We start from the raw sequence: 20,683 nt of genomic DNA, 5'->3' as shown, positions 1-20,683 counted from the left end.
CCCCGGCCGGGTGTCCGGGCTTCCCGCGATTTGTCGGATGAGCAGTTCGGGCGTGCCACGCTGCCTAGGCGTCAGCAGAGACAAGCCAGGTGGTGGCGCAGGCCGGCCGGAGGCGAAACGATTCTCTTGGTTACTCGAAACGTAGCGGTGAAGTCCCGCAGAACACTTCTGATCCGCACCGGGCACGGCTCGGCGGGGGCCGCCTCCGTCCCGGGCCTGCCGGAGGCGGAGCCCGCGCGGCCGCCGATGCCGCTGGACCCGCCCGACCTGCCGCCCGCGCCGGTGGCGGAGCCCGTGCCGCTGGTGGAGCCGGTCGCTGTGGCGGAGTCCGCGTCGGTGGCGGCCCCGGTGCGGACCGGGCCGGTCGTGCCGCCGCCGCCCACCGAGCCGCCGATCGTCCCCGCGCCGAGCTACCCGGAGACGTCGTCGACCACCGGGACCGCCCCCGCCTTCCAGTCCCTGTTCGTCGACGCTCCCAGCCTCAACTGGGCTGGGCCGGGCGACAGTTGGAGCGACGCCTGGGCGGTCCAGCACCAGCCTCCGTCCCAGCTCCAGCCCCAGCCCCAGTCGCAGGCCCCGACCGCCGCCGCGCCCGCCCCCGCCGTCGGTGTCGGTGTCGGTGTCGGTGTCGACCCGACCGAACTCCCGCTCACCGCCCAGGACATCGCACTGATCCGGGACAGCCTCGCGCTCGTCGAACCGGTCGCCGACCGGGCCACCGCGCACTTCTACGCCCTGCTCTTCCTGCAGCACCCCGAGGTCCGCCCGCTCTTCCCCGCCGCCATGGACGTCCAGCGCGACCGGCTGTTCCGCGCCCTGCTGGCCGCCGCCCGCGGCGCCGAGGACCCGGTCGCGCTGCGCACCCGGCTGAGCGAACTGGGCCGCGGCCACCGCCGTTACGGCACCCTGACCGGCCACTACGCCCCGGTGGGGGAGTGCCTGGTGCAGGCGCTGGCCCGGTACGCGGGCGGCCGCTGGGACGCGGCGACGGAACTGGCCTGGCGCCGCGCCTACCGGCTGATCTCCACGATCATGATCGAGGCCGCCGAGGAGGCCGCCCGCACCTCGCCGCCGTGGTGGCAGGGCGAGGTGGTGCGGCACGAGCAGCGCACCCGGGACGTCGCGGTGCTCACCGTCCGCCCCGACCAGGCGTACCCGTTCCGGGCCGGCCAGTACTGCAGCCTGGAGACGCCCTGGTGGCCGCGGGTCTGGCGGCACTACTCCTTCGCCTCCGCCCCCCGCCCGGACGGGCTGCTGGTCTTCCACGTCAAGGCCGTCCAGGCGGGCTGGGTGAGCAACGCGCTGGTGCGCCGGGCCGCCCCCGGGGACGTGCTGCGGCTGGGCCCGGCAGCCGGCGGGATGACCGTCGACCACGCCTCCGGTCCCGATCTGCTCTGCCTCGGCGGCGGCACCGGCATCGCGCCGATCCGCGCCCTGGTCGAGGAGGCGGCCGAGCACGGCGCCTCCGGCCGCAGCGTCGAGGTGTTCTACGGGGCCCGCAGCGCCGCCGAGTTGTACGACCTGGACGGGCTGCGCGAGCTGGCCGGGCGGCTGCCCTGGCTGACGGTGCGGCCGGTGCTGTCCGGCACCGGCCCGGCCGGGGGTGCGCTGACCGGTGAACTTCCCGAGGTGGTGGGCCGGTTCGGCCCGTGGGACGGTCGGGAGGCGGTGCTCAGCGGCCCGCCCGCGATGGTCCGGCGCGGGGTCGGGGTGCTGCTTCGGGCGGGGCTGCCGGCCGAGCGGATCCGGCACGACCTGGTCGGCGAACTGGCGGCCGGGTAGCGCCGGGCCGGTGTCGGGGACCAGCCCCGGCGACCGGCCCCGGGGCTCAGCCGAGGTCGGGTGCGAGGAGCGCGCGGATGCCCTCGATGTTGGCCGCGAGGTACGCCCGGAGCCGGGGCGGGACGACGTTCACCGAGGTCACGCCCTCGCGGGTGAACGGCAGCCGGACCACCTCGTACTCGCCGTTCGGGTCCGTCACCTCGGGCCCGTGCCGTCGGCTGAGGTCCATCGAGGCCAGCCGGCAGACGAAGAAGTGCTGCACCTTGACCCCGTGCGGGTGCAGCGGGGTGCCGTCGTCGTGGTGGGTGTGGCTGATGGTGTCGACGAAGGCGGGCACCACGTCCACGACCTTGCCGCCCAGTTCCTCGTCCACCTCGCGGTGCAGCGCCTCGACCACGGTGCGGTCCTCGCGCTCGACGCCGCCGCCCGGGGTGATCCAGTACGGGTGCGGCGCCCCGGGCCGGACCCGCCGGATCAGCACGATCGAGGCCGGACCGTGCGGATCGTCCGGGTCCAGCTCCAGCAGGATCGCCCGCGCGGTCCGTTTGACCACCGGGCGCGGCGGCGGGGTTCGGTTGTCGGGGCCCATGGTGACCTCCGGGGCTGGAGCGTTGTGCGTGAGTCTCCCCGCGGAGGGAAACGGTCGAAACCCCGGGAAAGGGTCGAAACACCGGCAGAAGAGCAGAAGAGAGGTACCGGCGCCATGCAGCACAGCACTGTCCAGGGGCACCTGGCGATGAACCTCGTGGTCTCGCCCGAGCTGTCCTTCCGCACCGTGGTGGACCTCGCGTACGAGGCGGGCGATCCCTACGCGGTCCGGTTCACCTTCCACCTGCCCGGTGACGCCCCGGTCACCTGGGTGTTCGCGCGCGAGCTGCTGCTGGACGGCCTCGGCGGCCCGTCCGGCGAGGGCGACGTGCGCGTCCGGCCGCTCGGCGGGGAGCCCGCCGAGGTCCGCATCGCGCTGTGCTCCCCCAACGGGCACGCCGTGCTGCACGCCCCGGCGGCGCCGCTGACCGCCTTCCTGGCCCGGGCGGACCGGCTGGTGCCGGTGGGCGGGGAGTCCATCGGGAAGGAGCTGGACGCCGAGCTCGCGGACATCCTGCGGGGGTGCGACGCGGGGTGAGCGGGTCGTGCCGGGGCGCGCCGGGTGCTCGGTGCGCCCCGGGGACGACGGCCGGGGACCCCCGGGGACGACGAAGGGGCCCGTACCCGGTGGACCACCCACCCGGGCACGGGCCCCTTCCACGGCCGCGTGCGACACCGCGCACGACGGATCAGTCGTCGTCCAGGGCCAGGTGCAGACCCCAGGAGACCAGGCTGATGATCAGTGAACCGACCAGCGCGGAGCCGAAGGTGGACACGTGGAAGTCCAACTCCAGCTTGGTGGAGGCCCACGAGGTGAGCAGCAGCATCAGGGCGTTGATCACGAAGGTGATCAGGCCCAGCGTGAGGATGAACAACGGGAACGAGAACAGCTTCACGACCGGCTTGATCAGCCAGTTGATGAGGCCGAAGACGACGGCGACGCCGAGCACCGTCAGCGTCTTGTGCTGCCAGTCGGCCTTGCCCTCGGCGAGTTGGATGCCGCTGACGATCCAGGCGGCGACCCAGATGGCCGCCGCGTTGATCAGTGTCTTGATGACGAAACCCTTCATGCCGCCCAAGCCTGACAGGCGGCCCGCTCCGGGGGAAGCTCCCACCGGACGAGTTGGTGCCGAACGCCCCTGGTCCCGGAGGCGGACGCGACGGAGCCGAAGGGCGGGGGCGGGGCCGTCGTAGGGTCGTGGGCATGACCCGTAGCCTCAGCGAAGAGCTCTGGGCGTCGATCGAGCCGATCTACGCCGAGATCCTCGCCCACCCCTTCATCGGCGGCCTCACCGACGGCACCCTGCCGCGCGAGGCCTTCCGCCACTTCGTCGTCCAGGACTCGCACTACCTGCGCGACTACGCCCGCGCCCTCGCCGTCTGCGCCGCCAAGGCCCCCGGCGAGGCCGACGTGCGGGCCTTCGCCGACGACGCGGTCGGCGCGCTCGCCGCCGAGCAGGGCATGCACGCCGAGTTCCTGACCGCCTTCGGCGGCACCGCCGAGGAGGCCGCCGCCGAACCGGTGCTGCCGACCACCCGCGCCTACACCAGCTACCTGCTGGCCACCGTGTACGGCGGGTCCTTCGCCGAGGCGCTCGGCGCGGTGCTGCCCTGCTACTGGATCTACGCCCGGGTCGGCGAGGCACTGCTCGCCCAGGGCTCCCCCGACCCGCTGTACGCCAAGTGGATCGCCACCTACGGCGACGAGGCCTTCCAGTCCGTGGTCCGCCGGGTGCTGGCGCTCACCGACCGGCTCGGCGAGGAGCTCTCGGCGGCCGAACGCCGCCGGGTGGTCGAGCACTTCACGACCACCTCGCGCTACGAGTGGATGTTCTGGGACGCCGCCTGGCGCGGCGAGCGCTGGCCGGTCTGACCCGTTCCCCCGCCGTTTCTCGGGGGTCCCCCCGGGGGGTGGGATCGGGGTGATCTAGGGGTTCTCTCCGGGCCGAAGGCCCTCGTTCCGCCGCTTCCGCCGCCGTAAGCTCGAAGCATCGAAAGCAAGCGGGATGCGGTTACCGGACGGCGGCCGACCCGAGGGGAGAAGAGGAACCGACATGGCTGAGCTCTGGAAGTCGCTGCCCTCCTGGGTGCGCAACATCGTCATCCCGGTGCTGGTCCTGGTGCTGGCCTGGAACGTCATCGCCTTCGTGTTCGGCGTGGTCGGCGCCCTGCTGAGCATCGTGATCAAGCTGCTGGTGGTCGTCGGCATCGCCGCCGCCGTGGTGATCCTGGTCAAGAAGGCCGCCAAGAACTGACCCCGCTCCGCGCACCGCGCGGAGCACCTCCGGAGGCCCGGCACCCCGTTCGCGGGGGCCGGGCCTCGGCCGTTCCCCCCGCGGATCCGTTTCGGGGACCGTCTGGACCTGCGGCGATCGGCTCGCTACCGTGTTGGCGTCATGTGCAGGCAACACCGCCTGCGACGCGGGAGCTCGGAGCACCGGGCTGAGAGGACGCTGACCGGACCGTCGACGGACGGACCGACGGCTGCGTCGACCGCAGGAACCTGGACCGGGTAATGCCGGCGTAGGGAGTGAAGGTCAGATGACCACGTTCGAAGCACAGCCGCAGCCTGCCCGCAGCACGCCCAGCAGCGAGCGCACCGGCTACCCCACCCCGGCCTGGCGCAAGGCCTACCGCGACGGATCCCGCCCCGACCTGCGGGCCCCGTACCGCGAGGTGCAGCTCACCAACGGCCGGACCGTGCCGCTGTACGACACCTCCGGCCCGTACACCGACCCGGCGTACGAGCCCGACGTGCGGCGCGGGCTGCCCGCCCTGCGCGACGCCTGGATCCGCCAGCGCGGCGACGTCGAGGAGTACGACGGCCGCGAGGCGCGCCCCGAGGACGACGGGATCAAGCACACCTCCCCGCGCGGCGGGAACCTGCGCAACCTGGACGCGGTCTTCCCCGGCCGCCCGCGCCGCCCGCTGCGTGGCCGCGGCGGCGTCGCCGTCACCCAACTCGCCTACGCCAAGCGGGGCGTGGTGACGCCGGAGATGGAGTTCGTGGCGCTGCGCGAGGGCCTGGAGCCGGAGTTCGTGCGGGACGAGGTGGCCCGCGGCCGCGCCGTCATCCCGGTGAACGTGAACCACCCCGAGGTGGAGCCGGCCGTCATCGGCACCAACTTCCTGGTGAAGATCAACGCCAACATCGGCAACTCCGCCGTCACCTCCTCGATCGAGGAGGAGGTGGAGAAGATGACCTGGGCCACCCGCTGGGGCGCCGACACCGTCATGGACCTCTCCACCGGCCGCAACATCCACACCACCCGCGAGTGGATCCTGCGCAACTCCCCCGTGCCGATCGGCACCGTGCCGCTCTACCAGGCGCTGGAGAAGGTCGACGGCAGGGCCGAGGAGCTCAGCTGGGAGGTCTACCGCGACACCGTCATCGAGCAGTGCGAGCAGGGCGTCGACTACATGACCGTCCACGCGGGCGTGCTGCTGCGGTACGTCCCGCTCACCGCGCGCCGCAAGACCGGCATCGTCTCCCGCGGCGGCTCGATCATGGCGGCCTGGTGCCTGGCGCACCACCAGGAGAACTTCCTCTACAGCAACTTCGAGGAACTCTGCGACATCCTGGCCGCCTACGACGTCACCTTCTCGCTCGGTGACGGCCTGCGGCCCGGCTCCATCGCCGACGCCAACGACGAGGCCCAGTTCGCCGAACTGCAGACCCTCGGCGAGCTCGGCCGGATCGCCCGCGAGCGCGACGTCCAGGTGATGATCGAGGGCCCGGGCCACGTCCCGATGAACAAGATCAAGGAGAACATGGATCTCCAGAAGGAGATCTGCGACGAGGCGCCGTTCTACACCCTCGGCCCCCTCACCACCGACGTCGCCCCCGGCTACGACCACATCACCTCGGGCATCGGCGCCGCGATGATCGCCTGGTGGGGCACCGCGATGCTCTGCTACGTCACGCCCAAGGAGCACCTGGGCCTGCCCAACCGGGACGACGTCAAGACCGGCGTGATCACCTACAAGATCGCCGCCCACGCCGCCGACCTCGCCAAGGGCCACCCCGGCGCCCAGGCCTGGGACGACGCCCTCTCCGACGCCCGCTTCGAGTTCCGCTGGGAGGACCAGTTCAACCTGGCCCTCGACCCGGAGACCGCCCGCGACTTCCACGACGAGACCCTCCCCGCCGAGCCGGCCAAGACCGCGCACTTCTGCTCCATGTGCGGCCCGAAGTTCTGCTCGATGAAGATCTCCCAGAAGATCCGCGACGAGCACGGGGACGGCTCCACCGCCGTCACGACGGACTTCGACGCCGAGGCGTTGGCCGGCATGGCCGAGAAGTCCGCCGAGTTCGCCGCCCAGGGCAACAAGGTCTACCTCCCCCTGGTCGACTGACGCGCTGACCGGCGCCGGGGGAGGCTGCGGCGGAGTAGCGTGGGGGTAACCGAGGACATTCCGAACACCGGCAGCAGCGCCGACGTCGCCCTGGGTGGTGATGGGTCCCGCGTGGACCGGACGGGCGGCTCCGTATGATGCCGATTCCTCTCCCCAGCTCGTTCGCCTCCGGGCCGTGGCCGGTCCCGGGCGTCCCGTTGCTCCCGCGGCTGGAACTGGAGCCGACGATGACGCGGGACGGCGTCTTCGACGGGGCCTGGTGGCCCCGTTCGGACCGTGTCCTCGCCGAACTGCCGGACCTGATCACCGCACTCGGCGCCCACTTCGGACGGATCGTCCGGGTCGGCCTCGACACCTCGGCCTGGGACGGCGTGCCCAGGTCGGTCGCGGCGAACGGCCTGACCGTCAAGATCAACTGGTTCCCCGGCAGCGATGCGACGATCAGCATCACCCGGGGCTTCCAGGACCACTTCCTGCTGCTGGTGGTGCCGCCCGGCACCGCCCCGGCGACGGCGGCCGCCGCGATGGCCGGCGCCTCGGCGACCGGGAACCACACCCCGGCCGCGGAACTGCTGCACTGAACCGGGCTGTCGGCGGGCTCCGGTACCTTGCTCGGACCGATGAGCGAGGAGGCGTGCGGGTGAGCGGTCCGGTGGTCGAGTTGGGCCATGCCGAGGGGTGGGACTTCGCGGCGGGTGCCGCGGTGGGCGCGTTGCGGCCGCAGGAGGCGCGGGCCCGGGACGCGGCGGGCCTGCCGTACGTCGTGGTGTACCGGAGCGCGGGGCGTTCGGTGCCGCTCGAAGTGCGCCTGGTGTCGTGGCGGGACCACTACGCGGGTGTGTGGGTGTACGACGAGCACGGGCGACGGGTGGAGCACCTGGAGCTGCGGCTGCTGGAGGAGGGCCGGCTGCTGCGGAGGTACCACGAGCGCTGGGGCTACTCGGGCCCGGAGGCACCGGAGTTCGACCGGGTCGCCGACCGGATGGCGGTCGAGCTGTTCCCGGGCGGACGGGGCCGGGTGTCGCACCGGCCCCGAGGGGACGCCGGGCCCAGGACGGTGACCGTGCCGAGTGCCTCCGAGGAGGAACGTTGGCTCCGGCGGCCGGACTTCGACGACTGGCCGCTCCTCTCGGCCGACCGGTGGGGGCTCGACGGCACGGTCCGGCCCACCGCGGCGCCGCTCACGGAGCCGGTGTCCGCAGCCGCGGCGGAGCCGTGGCTCCCGCCGCGCCCGGGCGGGCCGGGGGACCTCCCCGCCCTGTTCGTGCCCGGCACCCGGCTCACCACCAGCGATCACCGGGAGAACATGGTGGTGCTGGAGCCGAAGGCCGGCCCACGCCTGCGGGTCCCCAGCGGCCGGCTGGCGGTGGCCGATCCGCTCGACACCGGGCGGCCGGACATCACGGTCGAGGTGCTGCCCGGCAGCTACCCGACGGAGGTGGCGACGATCGGGTTCGGGTACCACTGCGAGTTCGAGGGTGCCTGGGTCGAGCGCACTGGGACACCAGCGCTCCGGCTGCGGGTGGGCGACGGACCCGTCGACTCCTGGACGATGGCCCTCGGGGAGGGGGACGACCTCAGGCTGCTGCGGGACGGCGAGGCGTACGGGTTCAGCACGGACGGCGCGACGGGGTGCTTCGCGGACGCCGGGGCCTGGCCGGTCCTCCAGAAGCGGTTCCGGCGCGCCCTGGTGGACCGGGACGAGGAGGCCGGTGAGGACCTCGACTCCGGCTCCGGGTTCTTCCTGCGCACCGTGGACGAGGAGTCGGGCGCGGACCTGCTCGCGTTCGCCACCGACAGCGACGGCACCCACCCGGTGTGGCTGGGCCTCGACGGGTCCGGGGGCGTGGTGTGCGTCATCGTCCAGGTGGACTGGCTGCCCCATCTGAAGATCGTCTGAGCGGCCCGGACGAGCGCCCGGACGATCGCCCGGACGAGCGGCCGGACGAGCGCCCGGACGAGCGGCCCGGGACCAACGGTCCGGACGAGCGGTCCTGAGGCGTACTGCGGGTGCCGACCCGGTCCTCCCCCGAGGGTCCGGGGCGGCACCCTGCTCTTTCAGCCGGTGGTGTCCTGCGGGTACCAGCGGAGTTCGACGGTGTTGCCGTCCGGGTCCTGGACGTAGAGGGAGGTGGCGGTGCCGCGGGCGCCGTAGCGGGGGCCGGGGCCGTCGAGGACGGTGAAGACGCCGGAGTCGACGACCTCCTGCCAGTCGAGGGGCTCGACGGTGAGGCAGATGTGGTCGACGTTGGACTCGTGGCGGGGGCGGTGGAAGAGGTCGATGATCGTCTCGCCGCTGACCCGGACGGAGGGGAAGGAGACCTTCCCGGCGCGCCATTCGTCGACCCGGACGGGAGCCAGGCCGAGCAGGCCGGTGTAGAAGGCGAGCGACCGCTCGATGTCGGCGACGTTGAGGACCAGGTGGTCGAGGGCGACGACGCGCATGGTGATCGGCTCCGGTGGTGTGGGTTCTCGTGCGGTGACGGGGTCAACGATCCTCCGGCCCGGGGCGGTCATCAATGGCGGATCACCGTACGATCGTTGAGCCCGGTTAAACGATGCCGGGTCGAAGGGGTGGGGCGGCATGCTGGAACGGCTGGAGACCGAGGTCTTCCTCGCCCTGACCGAGGAGCTGCACTTCGGGCGGACCGCCGAGCGGCTGCGGCTCAGCACCGGGCGGGTCAGCCAGGTGGTCAAGGCGCTGGAACGCCGGATCGGCGTCCCGTTGTTCGACCGCTCCAGCCGGTCCGTCCGGCTCACCCCGGTCGGACGGCAACTGGCCGCGGACCTCGCCCCGGTGGTGGCCGCGATGGAGGAGGCGGTGCGCCGGGCGGTGGACGCCGGGCGCGGGGTGACGGGTGGGCTGAGGGTCGCGTTCCTGGGCGAGTGGACGGCGCCGGTGCTGTTCAGGGCGGTGGCGCTGTTCGGCGAGCGGCACCCCGAGTGCCGGGTGGACGTGCGGGAGGTGCAGCTCTCCAACTCCCGGGCCAGCCTGGAGGACGGCTCGATCGACATCCTGCTGGCCTCCTACCCCTTCGGCGGCATGGCCGTCGGTCCGGTCCTGCTCAGCGAGCGGCGGCTCCTGGCGGTGCCGGCCGGGCACCCGTTGGCCGCCGAGGCCTCGGTGTCGCTCGAAGTCCTCGGGGACCACCCGGTGGTGCAGTACCCGGCGGTCACCTCGGTCGGCTTCAAGCGGGACCGCACCCCCGACCGCACGCCGTCCGGCCGTGCCGTGCCCAAGGGCCCGTCGGGCAGCACCTTCTCCGAGATGCTCAGCCTGGTCGCCCTGGGCCGGGGCGTCCTGCCGGTCGGCGAGCACTGCCGCCGCTACTACCCGCGCCCCGACCTCGCCTACGTCCCCATCCACGACGCCCCGCCGATCGAACGCGGCCCGGTCTGGCTCCCGGGCAACACCACCGAGCGCGTGCGCGCGTTCGTCCGGGCGGCGGCCGAGGTGGCCGAGATGGCCGCTGCGGCAGGGAGGTAGGGCGCCCGGCGCGGCTGCCGACGGGCTTCCGGGCGTGGTCAGCCGACCTCGTCCGGGCCGGTGAAGTCCGGCGGGGTGTAACCCGGGCCGGTGAAGTCGGGCGGGGTGAAGGCGGCCGGGCGGGGGCTGCGGCCCTGGGGGTCAGTGATGCCGTCGGGGCCGGGGCTGGTGAAGGCCGGCGGGCTGTAGCCGGGGCTGGTGAAGTCGGGGCGGGTGAAGTCGGGGCGGGCGGGTTCCGCGCCGGTGGCGTCGGGGCCGGCGGCGTCGGGGCCGGTGAAGTCCGGGCTGGAGAAGTCCGGGCTGGTGTAGCCGGGGGCCGGGCGGCCGGCGACGGCGGGCAGGTGGCCGTGGAGGTAGGGCAGCAGGCCGCGTTCGCGCAGGGCGGTGCGCCACTCCGCGCGGGCGGCGCCGAGTTCGGCGGCCAGCTCGGGGTCGGTGCCGGCCGGGACGGCGGCGGCGCCGTCCCGTAGGGCGGTGAGCAGCAGGCCTATGACACCGACGGCCATGGCGGCGACCCCGGCGGCGAGCGCCACCCAGCCGGCGGTGACCATCGCGCGGGCGAGCGCGAGGCCGGAGCCGGCGGCGCGCATCAGGTAGCCGACCAGCAGCAGGACGAGGGCGGCGGCCCAGGCGAGGATCGGGGTGAGCACGGTGAGGACGGGGAACAGCCCGGCGCCGCCGTCGGCGGAGCGCAGCTGGCTGAGCAGGCCGGGGGCGTACGGTTCGACGTCGGCCGGCGGCGGGGGCGTGGCCCGCAGGGTCTCGCGCAGCGCGGTGTAGTGGGCGTACTCGGTGGCGGCGGCGGTGTTGACGGCGTCGGCGTCGCGCAGGGCGAGGGCGCGGAGCTGGTCGGTGCCGAGCGCGCCGGGGGCGCGCAGGGCGGTGAGGACGGTGCGGTCGCGCAGGGCTTCGGCGAGGAGGCGCTCGTACTCCGGGCGGTCCTCGGCTAGCAGCGGCGGGGGGTTGGACATGGGGACCCCGTTCATGCGGACCCCCGGCCCGGCGGCGAGGACGCGGGACCGCATCGAGGACGCGGGACATCCTCAGGGCACCGGGGCGGGCGCGGAGGCGGGCCGCCGGACGGGCGGCCGGGTGTGGTGTGCCTCATGGTAGGGGCGGGTGCGCCCGTGCTGACAGTCGGTTTCCGGAATTTCGCGCCCCGGCCCGCGCGCGCGTGGGGGCGCGAGCGCCGGGAACAACTGTTCCAGTGGTGCCGATGACTGTCAGGCCGTCAGGCCGTCAGGTCGACAGGTCGTCAGATCGGCAGCCGCGCGACCAGCAGCCGGCCCTCCATGGTGACCCCGCCGTCCATCGCCACCGCCAGGTCGTCCGCGTACACGTACGGCCCCGGGATGTGCGGCGGCTGCCCGTCGTCCGCGTGCACGGCGCCGGTGAGGTACGGGATCGGGCTGTGCCCGTGCACGACCCGGCTGCCGCCGAAGGTGTCGAGCAGCTCGTGGACGGCCATCGGCCCGGCGTCGCCGCGGAAGGCGAAGCGCTTGGTGAAGCGGCGGAAGCAGTCCCACCACTCGTCCACGCCGCCGTCGGCGAGCAGGCTGTGCACCGCGTCGTTGACGTCCGGGATGGACTCGCCGTACTCCAGGTACGCCGTGGTGTCGGAATGCAGCAGCAGGTGGCCGTCCTCCAGGCCCATGGCGGGCAGCCGGGAGAGCCAGCTGATGTGGTGGGCCTCCAGCCGGTCCAGGTCGTTCTGCTGGCCGCCGTTGAGCCGCCAGGCGGCGAGGAAGGAGGCGGTGCCGGCGGTGGACTGGACGGGCTCGTCGCCGTACTTGGCGGCACCGAGGAAGAGCAGTTCGTGATTGCCCATCAGGGCGCGGCAGTAGCCGCCGGCCGCGGCGGCCTCCGCGGCGAGCTGCATGACCAGGTCGATGACGCCGATGCCGTCCGGGCCGCGGTCGGTGAAGTCGCCGAGGAACCAGATCCGGGCGCGGCCGGCGGACCAGTGGCCGCCGTCGTCGATCAGGCCCTGGTGGTGGAGTTCGGCGCGCAGCTCCTCAAGGTAGCCGTGCACGTCGCCGACGACGTAGACCGGGCCGGGGGGCTCGCCGGGGCCGGGGGCCGGGTACGGGTAGGTCGGCGCGGAGGGGTCGGGCAGCGGCGGGCCGAGCTCGATGGTCGGCGGGTCGTCGCGGTCGGTGAGCTGGTCGCCGAGCTGGTCGGTCAGCTGGTCGCCGAGCTGGTCCGCGAGCTGGAGGGCCGGGGAGGGCTGGTCGGGCAGGGTGGGCTCGTAGCCGGTGTGGTCCTGCTGCCCGTAGCCGCCGCGCTCCTGGGGTTCGTAACCGCCTTCGTAGCCGACCTGGGCGTGCACGGTGTGCCCCTGCCCCTGCCCCTGGCCGTCGTGCCAGTGCTGTTCCAGGTAGCGGGCGCCGCCGTAGCCGCTGTAGGTCTCCGCTTCGTACGGGGTGTCCTGGTAGCCCTGGGCGGGTTCGGGTTCGTAGTAGGTGCCGTACGGCAGCACGTCGAGGTCCGGCTGGTGGCGGGGGCCTGAGTGGGGGTGCTCAGGTCCGGGGAAGCGGTCCTCGGGTGTCATTCGCCCATCATAGGAAGACCACTCTCCCGCCGTCGTCACCTGGTGGGTATCCAATCCTCCGGAGCGTCAGCCGGGCGGTCCCGCAGGGTCCGTTTTGCCCCGGCTCGGTAGGGTCTCGTGGGTTTTTCGTGGGCGTACCGGCGGCTGTTCGCCGCCTTCCCGCCCGCTGCGCTACACCTCGCCCGGGGGGCGCGGCGGGCTGACGGTGGTGCGCGGGCTGCGGCGCTGGGAGGAGGCGCGGACGATCAGTTCGGTCGGCATCAGGGTGCCGGGGGGCGGGCCGTTGCCGGCGGTGCGGAAGCGGGGCGGGAAGAGCCGGGCGATGTCCACGCCCGTCCCGGAGTCGACCCCCTCGATGGCGTCGATGAGGAGGTTGACCACGGTGGTGCCGATCTTGCGCGGTTTGAGCGAGAGGGTGGTGATCGGCGGTTCGGTGGCCGCGTAGACGTCGCTCTCGCTGCAGGTGACCAGCAGCAGGTCGTCCGGGACCCGCAGGCCGTACCGGCGGGCGGCGGCCAGCAGGTCGGTGCCGTTGGGGTCGAACAGGCCGTACACCGCGTCCGGGCGGTCCGGGCGGGCGAGCAGCCGGTCGGCGGCGACGGCGCCGGCCGCCGGGTCGTGTGCGGGGTAGGCCTCGTACACCGGCTCCTGGCCGACCTTGGCGCACCAGCCGAGGTAGGCCTCGGTGGAGAGCCGGGTGTAGGTGTCGGTGCTGGTGCCGGTGAGCAGGCCGATCCGGCGGGCGCCGGCCTCGGAGAGGTGGTCGAGGATGCCGAGCACGGCGGCCTCGTGGTCGTTGTCGACCCAGGCGGTGACCGGGCAGTTGCCGGGCTTGCCGTCGCTGACCACCGGCACGCCGGACCGGTACAGCTCGCTGACCAGCGGGTCCTGGTCGGGCGGGTCGATCACCACGGTGCCGTCCAGGGCGATGTTGCCCCAGACGTCGTGGCGGGAGGAGGCGGGCAGCACGACCAGCGCGTAGCCGCGGCCGAGGGCGGCGCTGGTGGCGGCCCGGGCCATCTCGGCGAAGTAGGCGAACTCGGTGAAGGTGAAGGGTTCTTCGCCGTACGTCGTGACGGTCAGCCCGATCAGGCCGGACCGTCCGGTGCGCAGGGTGCGGGCTGCGGCCGAGGGGCGGTAGCCGAGGCGCTCGGCGACCTCGCGCACCCGGCTGCGGGTCTCGTCGGGCAGGCGGCCCTTTCCGTTCAGCGCATCGGAGACGGTGGTGATCGACACTCCGGCGGCTGCTGCCACATCCCGGATGCCGGCCCGCTCCAGACGCCGTGAGGTGGTGGGACGCCGACCGCTCTGGTTGGCTGCTGCTGTCATGGCGGACCGATCGTATGGCTCCTGACAAGGGTCTGTGACCGGCGCATCGGGAGCCTTTGGAGATACGTTTCTCCATGAGTGAGCCGGGGTGCACCCCTTCGATCCCCTCCCGAATCCAGCCGTCTTACCTCTGACATGTGCCAAAGGAACCGGGCAGAATGGCTGATCTGCGCCTGTCACCCGTCCGGGCATCTCACTCCTACGGGTGAGGGCGGTCGGTATCGTGCAAGGCACCCGACCGGGGTTGGTCCGGGCGCGTTCCGGGATTCCCGGGGACGTGGCCAGGTACCGCGGCACGGCGGCGATCCCGGCCGTGCGAGGGCGGGCGGACCGGCAGAGAAGACGAAGGAGTACGACCGTGAGCAGTGGTACCTCAGCGCCGGGCCCGCGCCTGCGCCCGAGCCTGGACGGCATCCCCACCTACAAGCCCGGCAAGCCGGCCGGCGCCGACGCCTACAAGCTGTCCTCGAACGAGAACCCGAACGACCCGCTGCCCGGCGTCCTGGAGGCGGCGGTCGCGGCGGCCGGCTCCTTCAACCGCTACCCGGACATGGGTGTCAGCGAGCTGACCGCCGTCCTCGCCGAGCGCTTCGGCGTGCCCGCCGAGCACATCGCCCTCGGCACCGGCTCGGTCGGCGTCGCCCAGTCGCTGGTGCTCGCCACCGCCGGCCCGGGCGACGAGGTGATCTTCGCCTGGCGCTCCTTCGAGGCCTACCCGATCATCACCCAGATCGCCGGCGCCACGCCCGTCCCGGTCCCGCTCAAGGACAACGGCGACCACGACCTGGACGCGATGCTCGCCGCCGTCACCCCGGCCACCCGGCTGGTCTTCGTCTGCAACCCCAACAACCCCACCGGCAACGTGATCCACCGCGCCGAGCTGGAGCGCTTCCTGGACGCCGTCCCCGGTGACGTCCTGGTCGTCGTCGACGAGGCGTACATCGAGTTCATCCGCGACGCCGAGGTGCCCAACGGCATCGACCTCTACCGCGACCGCCCCAACGTCTGCGTGCTGCGCACCTTCTCCAAGGCGTACGGCCTGGCGGGCCTGCGGGTCGGCTTCGCGATCGCCCACGAGCCGGTCGCGAACGCGCTGCGCAAGACCGCCGTCCCGTTCGGCGTCAGCCAGCTCGCCCAGGACGCCGCCGTCGCCTCGCTGCGCGCCGAGGAGGCGCTGCTGGAGCGGGTCGAGGCGCTGGTCGCCGAGCGCACCCGGGTCGTCGCCGGGCTGCGCGCCCAGGGCTGGGACGTCCCGGACTCGCAGGCCAACTTCGTCTGGCTCGGGCTCGGCGAGCGCTCGCAGGACTTCGCGGCGGCCTGCGCGGCGGCCGGGGTGATGGTCCGGCCGTTCCCGGAGGGCGTGCGGATCTCGATCGGCGAGACCGAGGGCAACTCGATCTTCCTGGCGGTGGCGGAGGGCTTCCGCAAGGAGATCGACGGCTGAGGCCGGTCGCTTTCCCGCCCGCAGGGGCGCACTCCGGTCGGGGTGCGCCCCTGCGGCGTCCCGGGGCGCGGGGGCACGGGGCGCGGGCACGCGGGGCGGGGGCGCGGCGCGGGCGCGCGGGGCCGGCTGGGGGCAAGGCGTGTCTGAGGGCCGTCTGAGGAAGCCCTCCCGGATGGCCGGGGATTGCTGGGAGAGCGCTGGGAGTTCGGCCAACGATCGCCCACGCCCCGCCCAAGCCGCCCGCGCGGGCCGGTGGATATGGGAGGGATGTCCGGATCCGGCCGGTCAGTCTTCTCCCAGCCGCCGCCCAGGGCAGCGCAAGAGCGCCCGGCGAAGCTGTCCGCCATGAAGGTGCTCCCACGGCGGCGCGGTGCCGTCCTCGTCAACTCCGCGCTCGGCGTGGCCCTGCTGGGCGGTGCGGCCCTGGTGTATGCCACGCTCGACGGCAGCGGCGGCACGGCCGCCGCCAAGCCGGTCGCCCGTACCGCGACCGTCACCAAGGGAACGGTCCTGGCCACGGTGTCCGGAACCGGCACCCTGGCCTCCCCGACCGACGCCGCCCAGGACTTCGCCACGGGCGGGCGGCTCACCGCGGTCAAGGTCGCGGTCGGCGACGCCGTCAAGAAGGGCCAGGTGCTGGCGACGGTCGACACCACGGCGGCCCAGCAGCAGGTGGACGCCGCCCAGTCCGCGCTCACCACGGCGAACGCCAACCTCACCAAGGCGCAGGCAGGCGTCACCACCACGACCACCGAGCCGCTGCCCGGGGCCACACCCCCGGCGAGCGGCGGCAGCGGCTCCGGTGGGGGTCGCGGGGCGGGCGGGAGCAGTACGCCCGCCCCGCAGACCACCACCATCACCACCACCAAGGTCGACGACGCGGCCGTCGCCCAGGCCCAGCAGCAGGTCGCCACCGCGCAGACCACCCTCACCAACGCCCAGGCGGCGCTTGCCGGGACGACGCTCACCGCCTCGGTGGACGGCACGGTCGCCTCGGTCTCGGCGAAGGTCGGGGACACGGTGGGCGCCACGACCTCCGGCGCGTCCTCCTCCTCGGCCACCAAGTCCACTGGTAGCAGCGCGAGTTCGGGATCGCCCAGCGGCTTCATCGTGCTGACCAACCCGACCGGGATGCAGGTCACCGCCAACTTCTCCGAGCTGGACTCGCTCAAGTTGAAGAAGGGCGAGGCCGCCACCGTCACGCTGAACGCCCAGTCCGACACCAAGCTCAACGCGACCGTGCTGTCCGTCAGTTCGCTGCCGTCGAGCAGCGGCAGCGGCGCGGCCGGCTCCTCCGCCGTCCAGTACGCGGCCACCCTGCAGCTCAGCGGGGACACCAGCACGCTGCGCACCGGCCTCAGCGCGACCGTCCAGGTGATCACCGGCGAGGCGGACAACGCGCTCTCGCTGCCGACCTCGGCGCTGTCCGGCACCGGCACCTCGCGGACCGCCACGGTGGTGCACGAGGGCGGGGCCACCGAGCGGGTCGACGTCGGCGTGGGCGTCGAGGGCGACAGCACCGTGCAGGTGACCTCCGGTCTCAAGGAGGGCGACAAGGTCCAACTCCCCACCACCAGCGGCACCAACGGCTTCCCGAACGGCTCCTTCCCGGGCCTGGGCGGCGGTGGCGGCGGCGGTGGCCGGGGCGGCAACGGCGGCGCGGTCGGCATCCCGGGCGGTATCGGTGGCGCCGGTGGCGGCGGCCGCGGCGGTAAGGGCTGAGCATGCAGCACGTCATCGACAAACGCGTCCCCGCGCAACCCGTGCCGGTGATCCGGATCAGCCGGCTCACCAAGTCGTACGGGCACGGCGACGCCACCGTGCACGCCCTGCGCGGCCCGTCCCGGCCCGGGACGGACGAACCGGCCGGCGTCGACCTGGACATCGAACAGGGCGACTACGTCGCCGTGATGGGCAGTTCGGGCTCCGGCAAGTCCACCCTGATGAACATCCTCGGCTGCCTCGACATCCCCACCTCCGGCCGCTACCTGCTGGACGGCACCGACGTCGGCCACCTTGACGAGCAGCAGCTCGCCCTGGTCCGCAACCGCAAGATCGGCTTCGTCTTCCAGTCCTTCAACCTGGTGCCGCGCACCACCGCCCTCGCCCAGGTCGAGCTGCCGCTCGCCTACGCGGGCGTCCGGTCGGCGGAGCGCCGGCGGCGGGCGATGGCCGCGCTGTCCCTGGTCGGCCTCGGCGAGCGGGCCGGGCACAAGCCCAACCAGCTCTCCGGCGGCCAGCAGCAGCGCGTCGCGGTGGCCCGGGCGCTGGTCACGGCGCCCGCGATGCTGCTCGCCGACGAACCGACCGGCAACCTGGACAGCCGCTCGACGGAGGAGGTGCTGGGCCTGATCGACGGGCTCAACGCCACCGGCCGCACCGTCGTGCTGATCACCCACGAGGACGAGGTCGCCCTGCACGCCAAGCGGGTGCTGCGCCTGGTCGACGGGCAGATCGTCAGCGACGTCCGGCAGGCGCCGGTCGACGGGCCCCCGCCCGCCCTGCGCCGACAGGGGGTGTCGGCGTGATCCTCTGGCAGACGCTCCGCTTCGCGGTCGGCGGCCTGGCCGCCAACAAGGTGCGCTCCGCGCTCACCATGCTCGGCGTGCTGATCGGTGTCGCCTCGGTGATCCTGCTGCTGGCGGTCGGCAACGGCTCCTCCCAGGCGGTGAAGGACTCGATCACCTCGCTCGGCACCAACTCCCTCACCGTCAGCGCCGGTTCGGCGGCCGGTGGCTCGCGGGCCACCTCCTCGGTGAAGAAGCTGACGGTCGCCGACGCCAAGGCGCTGGCGAGCGACACCGACTCGTCGGCGATCAAGTCCGTCGCGCCGGTGGTCACGACGAGCGCGACGGCGCTGTACGGGAACATCTCGTACAGCCCCGGCTCGGTCGTGGGCACCTACCCCGCGTACTTCGAGACCTCCAACCAGAAGGTCGCCCACGGCGACTACTTCACCGAGGACGACGTGCTCGGCTCGCGCAAGGTCGCGGTGCTCGGCGCCACGACGGCCAAGCAGCTGTTCGACGCCGAGGACCCGGTCGGGAAGAAGATCGTGCTCGGCGGGACGCCGTTCACGGTGGTGGGCGTGCTGGCCGCCAAGGGCGGCAGCGGGTTCACCGACCCGGACGACGTGGTGATTGCGCCGCTGCCGACCGTGCAGAACGCCTTCACCGGCTTCGGAGCGGTCAACCAGATCCTGGTCCAGGCGTCGTCCGCCGACACGACCACGGCCGCGCAGTCGGAGATCACCCGGGTACTGCTCGGGACGCACGCGATCACCGACCCGACCAAGGCCGACTTCCGGATCACCAACCAGGCCTCGCTGCTGACGGCCCGGGAGAGCACGACCAAGACCTTCACCGTGCTGCTCGGCGCGGTGGCCGCGATCTCGCTGCTGGTCGGCGGGATCGGGATCACCAACATCATGCTGGTGACGGTCACCGAGCGGACGCGCGAGATCGGCATCCGCAAGGCGCTCGGCGCGCCCCGGGCCGTCATCCTCGGGCAGTTCCTGACCGAATCGACCCTGCTGTCGGTGATCGGGGCCGGGCTGGGCGTGGCGGCGGGGATCGTCGGCTCGCACTTCAGCATCGTCGGCATCAAGCCGGTGGTCATCCCCGAGTCCGTAGTGGGCGCCTTCGGCATCGCCGTCGCCATCGGACTGTTCTTCGGCAGCTACCCCGCCAACCGGGCCGCCTCGCTGCGGCCGATCGACGCCCTCCGGCACGAGTAGGAGCACTTCTTCGATGGAGCACGACGAACAGGTCGCCCTGCTGGCCACCGCGCCCGACGCGCGGGACGTGAGCGCGGAGCTGGCGGCGCCGCCGCGGCGGAAGCTGCCGTGGCTGTCGCTGGTGCTGGCCGGTGGCGTGATCGCCACCGGGGCGTTCGCGGGCGGGGTCTGGTACCAGCAGGGGCAGGGCGGGACCTCCTCCGGTGGCAAGGCGCCGGCTCGGGCCGCCGCGGCGGGCGGCCAGGCGGCGGGCGGGTACGGACAGGGCGGTCAGGGTCAGGGTGGCGGGCGCCGGGGCGGTCAGGGCGGTCAGGGTGGCCAGGGCGGTGGCCAGGGCGGCTTCGCGCGCGGCACCGTCAAGGCCGTCGACGGCTCGACGGTGTACCTGACCGACGCCAACGGCAACACGATCAAGGTGACGACGGGGGACTCGACCAAGGTCCAGCTCAACAAGCAGGGCAAGGTCGCCGACCTCCAGCCCGGCCAGAGCGTGACCGTCGTCGGCACGCCGGACTCCAGCGGCGGCTACAACGCCACCCAGCTCGTCGAGGGCGCCGCCGGTGCCGGAGCGGGCGGATTCGGCGGTGGCGGTGCCGGAGGCGGAGGCGGCTTCGGCGGAGGTGCCCCCAAGAGCCCGTCCGGCGGCTGACCCGGTACCGCCGGACGCCACTTCGCCCCGCTGGAGCCATCCAGCGGGGCGAAGTGCTGCCCGGGGCCCGGATCGCAGGAGCAGCGCCGGTGCACGGTGGGCTCACCTGCCTCGACGTCCCGCTCGCCCCTCGACCGATCCGGGGTGGGTCTGGACCCACCCCAGGTGTGGGGCTGGACCGGTGTTCCGTCCTCCGCCGTCTCCGTAGATTCGTTCTCACCACGACACGGAGGACAGAACAATGGCGATCACCGCGACGGAGACCCGCACCAACTCCCGTACCGACGAGGCGTTCTCGCTCGCGAAGAAGTGCCTCACGCTCTTCGGTGCGATCGGCGTGATCACCCTCGCGGTCGTCGTCGTGATGGCGTCCACCGGGCACGCGAGCACCCCGTTCATGTGGATCCGCGGGGTCATCTTCCCCGCCCTGGCCCCGGTGCTGCTGCGGATCACCGCCCGCGCCGCCGGTGGCGACTACAAGGCGCTGGACCGGATCCGGACCGTGGCCACCGTGATGCCGATCGCGGTCATCGCCGTGGACCTCATCCCCGGGATCTGCCCGCCCTGGTACGCCGTCCTCCAGGGTCTGTCCGCCCTGGCGGTCCTGCCGATCGCCTTCCTCACCCGCACCAAGGCCGTCACCACCGCGATCCCCAAGCCGTGACGCCGATCGCGGCAGCACCCCGCGGCACAGGAAGTCGGCCCGGCCGACGTCCTACGCCGGGCAGTCTCCTGCGCGGGCAGCGCCGATGCAGGCGGTC

Annotated in this window: 20 protein-coding genes and 1 riboswitch; of the genes, 14 read left to right on the top strand and 6 right to left on the bottom strand. The window is 73.3% G+C overall.

The genetic code is table 11. The features are described from left to right. The first annotated feature begins 147 nt into the window (after positions 1-147). Complete coding sequence (locus ACFXPX_RS12975; RefSeq protein ID WP_380641010.1) at positions 148-1,782, top strand: globin domain-containing protein; 1,635 nt, start codon at positions 148-150, stop codon at positions 1,780-1,782. A 46-nt stretch (positions 1,783-1,828) separates the two neighbouring features. On the opposite strand, the gene ACFXPX_RS12970 is transcribed toward ACFXPX_RS12975, so the two are convergent. Then, the gene (locus ACFXPX_RS12970) at positions 1,829-2,371 is read right to left on the bottom strand and encodes an NUDIX domain-containing protein (RefSeq protein WP_375891918.1); all 543 of its coding nucleotides are present in this window, start codon (positions 2,369-2,371) and stop codon (positions 1,829-1,831) included. Positions 2,372-2,485: 114 nt separating this feature from the next. Between ACFXPX_RS12970 and ACFXPX_RS12965 the strand changes: the two genes are divergently transcribed. Further along, entirely contained in the window at positions 2,486-2,908 is a 423-nt protein-coding gene (locus tag ACFXPX_RS12965; RefSeq protein ID WP_375891919.1) for an SsgA family sporulation/cell division regulator, read from the top strand. A 151-nt stretch (positions 2,909-3,059) separates the two neighbouring features. On the opposite strand, the gene ACFXPX_RS12960 is transcribed toward ACFXPX_RS12965, so the two are convergent. Next, positions 3,060-3,440: a phage holin family protein gene (locus ACFXPX_RS12960; RefSeq protein WP_360242972.1), complete on the bottom strand. Its 381-nt coding sequence runs from the start codon at positions 3,438-3,440 to the stop codon at positions 3,060-3,062. Between the two features lie 134 nt (positions 3,441-3,574). Between ACFXPX_RS12960 and tenA the strand changes: the two genes are divergently transcribed. The 5 genes from tenA (at position 3,575) to ACFXPX_RS12935 (ending at position 8,626) form a co-directional block, all read left to right on the top strand. Then, positions 3,575-4,243, top strand: coding sequence for a thiaminase II (tenA, locus tag ACFXPX_RS12955; protein ID WP_380526142.1), 669 nt, complete (start codon positions 3,575-3,577; stop codon positions 4,241-4,243). 181 nt (positions 4,244-4,424) lie between these two features. After that, positions 4,425-4,625, top strand: a complete 201-nt coding sequence (locus ACFXPX_RS12950; RefSeq protein ID WP_375891922.1) for a DUF5326 family protein — start codon at positions 4,425-4,427, stop codon at positions 4,623-4,625. A gap of 156 nt (positions 4,626-4,781) precedes the next feature. Beyond that, positions 4,782-4,917, top strand: a riboswitch (TPP riboswitch). Further along, positions 4,912-6,726, top strand: a complete 1,815-nt coding sequence (gene thiC / locus ACFXPX_RS12945) for a phosphomethylpyrimidine synthase ThiC (protein ID WP_380592953.1) — start codon at positions 4,912-4,914, stop codon at positions 6,724-6,726. Its footprint overlaps the riboswitch before it by 6 nt. A gap of 134 nt (positions 6,727-6,860) precedes the next feature. Continuing rightward, positions 6,861-7,307: a DUF5994 family protein gene (locus tag ACFXPX_RS12940; RefSeq protein ID WP_380592951.1), complete on the top strand. Its 447-nt coding sequence runs from the start codon at positions 6,861-6,863 to the stop codon at positions 7,305-7,307. A gap of 59 nt (positions 7,308-7,366) precedes the next feature. Continuing rightward, entirely contained in the window at positions 7,367-8,626 is a 1,260-nt protein-coding gene (locus ACFXPX_RS12935; protein WP_380641008.1) for a DUF4241 domain-containing protein, read from the top strand. 158 nt (positions 8,627-8,784) lie between these two features. Here ACFXPX_RS12935 and ACFXPX_RS12930 read toward each other — a convergent pair whose 3' ends face one another. Continuing rightward, the gene (locus ACFXPX_RS12930; protein WP_375891928.1) at positions 8,785-9,171 is read right to left on the bottom strand and encodes a VOC family protein; all 387 of its coding nucleotides are present in this window, start codon (positions 9,169-9,171) and stop codon (positions 8,785-8,787) included. Between the two features lie 139 nt (positions 9,172-9,310). On the opposite strand from ACFXPX_RS12930, the gene ACFXPX_RS12925 reads away from it, so the two are divergent. Next, positions 9,311-10,213 (top strand): LysR family transcriptional regulator, encoded by a 903-nt coding sequence (locus tag ACFXPX_RS12925; RefSeq protein ID WP_380592947.1) that lies wholly within the window; start codon positions 9,311-9,313, stop codon positions 10,211-10,213. Positions 10,214-10,251: 38 nt separating this feature from the next. Here ACFXPX_RS12925 and ACFXPX_RS12920 read toward each other — a convergent pair whose 3' ends face one another. The 3 genes from ACFXPX_RS12920 to ACFXPX_RS12910 form a co-directional block, all read right to left on the bottom strand. Next, the gene (locus ACFXPX_RS12920; RefSeq protein WP_380592945.1) at positions 10,252-11,184 is read right to left on the bottom strand and encodes a hypothetical protein; all 933 of its coding nucleotides are present in this window, start codon (positions 11,182-11,184) and stop codon (positions 10,252-10,254) included. Between the two features lie 284 nt (positions 11,185-11,468). Then, positions 11,469-12,764 carry a metallophosphoesterase gene (locus tag ACFXPX_RS12915; protein ID WP_380526151.1) on the bottom strand — a complete coding sequence of 432 codons (1,296 nt, stop codon included), beginning with the start codon at positions 12,762-12,764 and terminating at the stop codon, positions 11,469-11,471. 171 nt (positions 12,765-12,935) lie between these two features. Then, the gene (locus ACFXPX_RS12910) at positions 12,936-14,093 is read right to left on the bottom strand and encodes a LacI family DNA-binding transcriptional regulator (RefSeq protein ID WP_360243017.1); all 1,158 of its coding nucleotides are present in this window, start codon (positions 14,091-14,093) and stop codon (positions 12,936-12,938) included. A 358-nt stretch (positions 14,094-14,451) separates the two neighbouring features. On the opposite strand from ACFXPX_RS12910, the gene hisC reads away from it, so the two are divergent. The 6 genes from hisC (at position 14,452) to ACFXPX_RS12880 (ending at position 20,586) form a co-directional block, all read left to right on the top strand. Continuing rightward, complete coding sequence (gene hisC, locus ACFXPX_RS12905; protein ID WP_380526154.1) at positions 14,452-15,537, top strand: histidinol-phosphate transaminase; 1,086 nt, start codon at positions 14,452-14,454, stop codon at positions 15,535-15,537. A 345-nt stretch (positions 15,538-15,882) separates the two neighbouring features. Further along, positions 15,883-17,259, top strand: a complete 1,377-nt coding sequence (locus tag ACFXPX_RS12900) for an efflux RND transporter periplasmic adaptor subunit (protein ID WP_380641006.1) — start codon at positions 15,883-15,885, stop codon at positions 17,257-17,259. A 2-nt stretch (positions 17,260-17,261) separates the two neighbouring features. After that, positions 17,262-18,065, top strand: coding sequence for an ABC transporter ATP-binding protein (locus ACFXPX_RS12895; RefSeq protein WP_375891938.1), 804 nt, complete (start codon positions 17,262-17,264; stop codon positions 18,063-18,065). Continuing rightward, positions 18,062-19,273, top strand: coding sequence for an ABC transporter permease (locus tag ACFXPX_RS12890; protein ID WP_375891940.1), 1,212 nt, complete (start codon positions 18,062-18,064; stop codon positions 19,271-19,273). Before ACFXPX_RS12895 ends, ACFXPX_RS12890 begins: the two co-directional genes overlap by 4 nt. Before the next feature lie 13 nt (positions 19,274-19,286). Continuing rightward, positions 19,287-19,922, top strand: a complete 636-nt coding sequence (locus tag ACFXPX_RS12885; protein ID WP_380526159.1) for a hypothetical protein — start codon at positions 19,287-19,289, stop codon at positions 19,920-19,922. A gap of 241 nt (positions 19,923-20,163) precedes the next feature. Then, the gene (locus tag ACFXPX_RS12880; RefSeq protein WP_380641004.1) at positions 20,164-20,586 is read left to right on the top strand and encodes a hypothetical protein; all 423 of its coding nucleotides are present in this window, start codon (positions 20,164-20,166) and stop codon (positions 20,584-20,586) included. Positions 20,587-20,683 lie beyond the last annotated feature (97 nt).

Origin of the sequence: Kitasatospora sp. NPDC059146 (assembly GCF_042786665.1) — a bacterium.
Lineage (GTDB): Bacteria > Actinomycetota > Actinomycetes > Streptomycetales > Streptomycetaceae > Kitasatospora.
The sequence above is the reverse complement of the archived record's forward strand: the minus strand, read 5'-3'. Positions and strand labels throughout refer to the sequence as shown.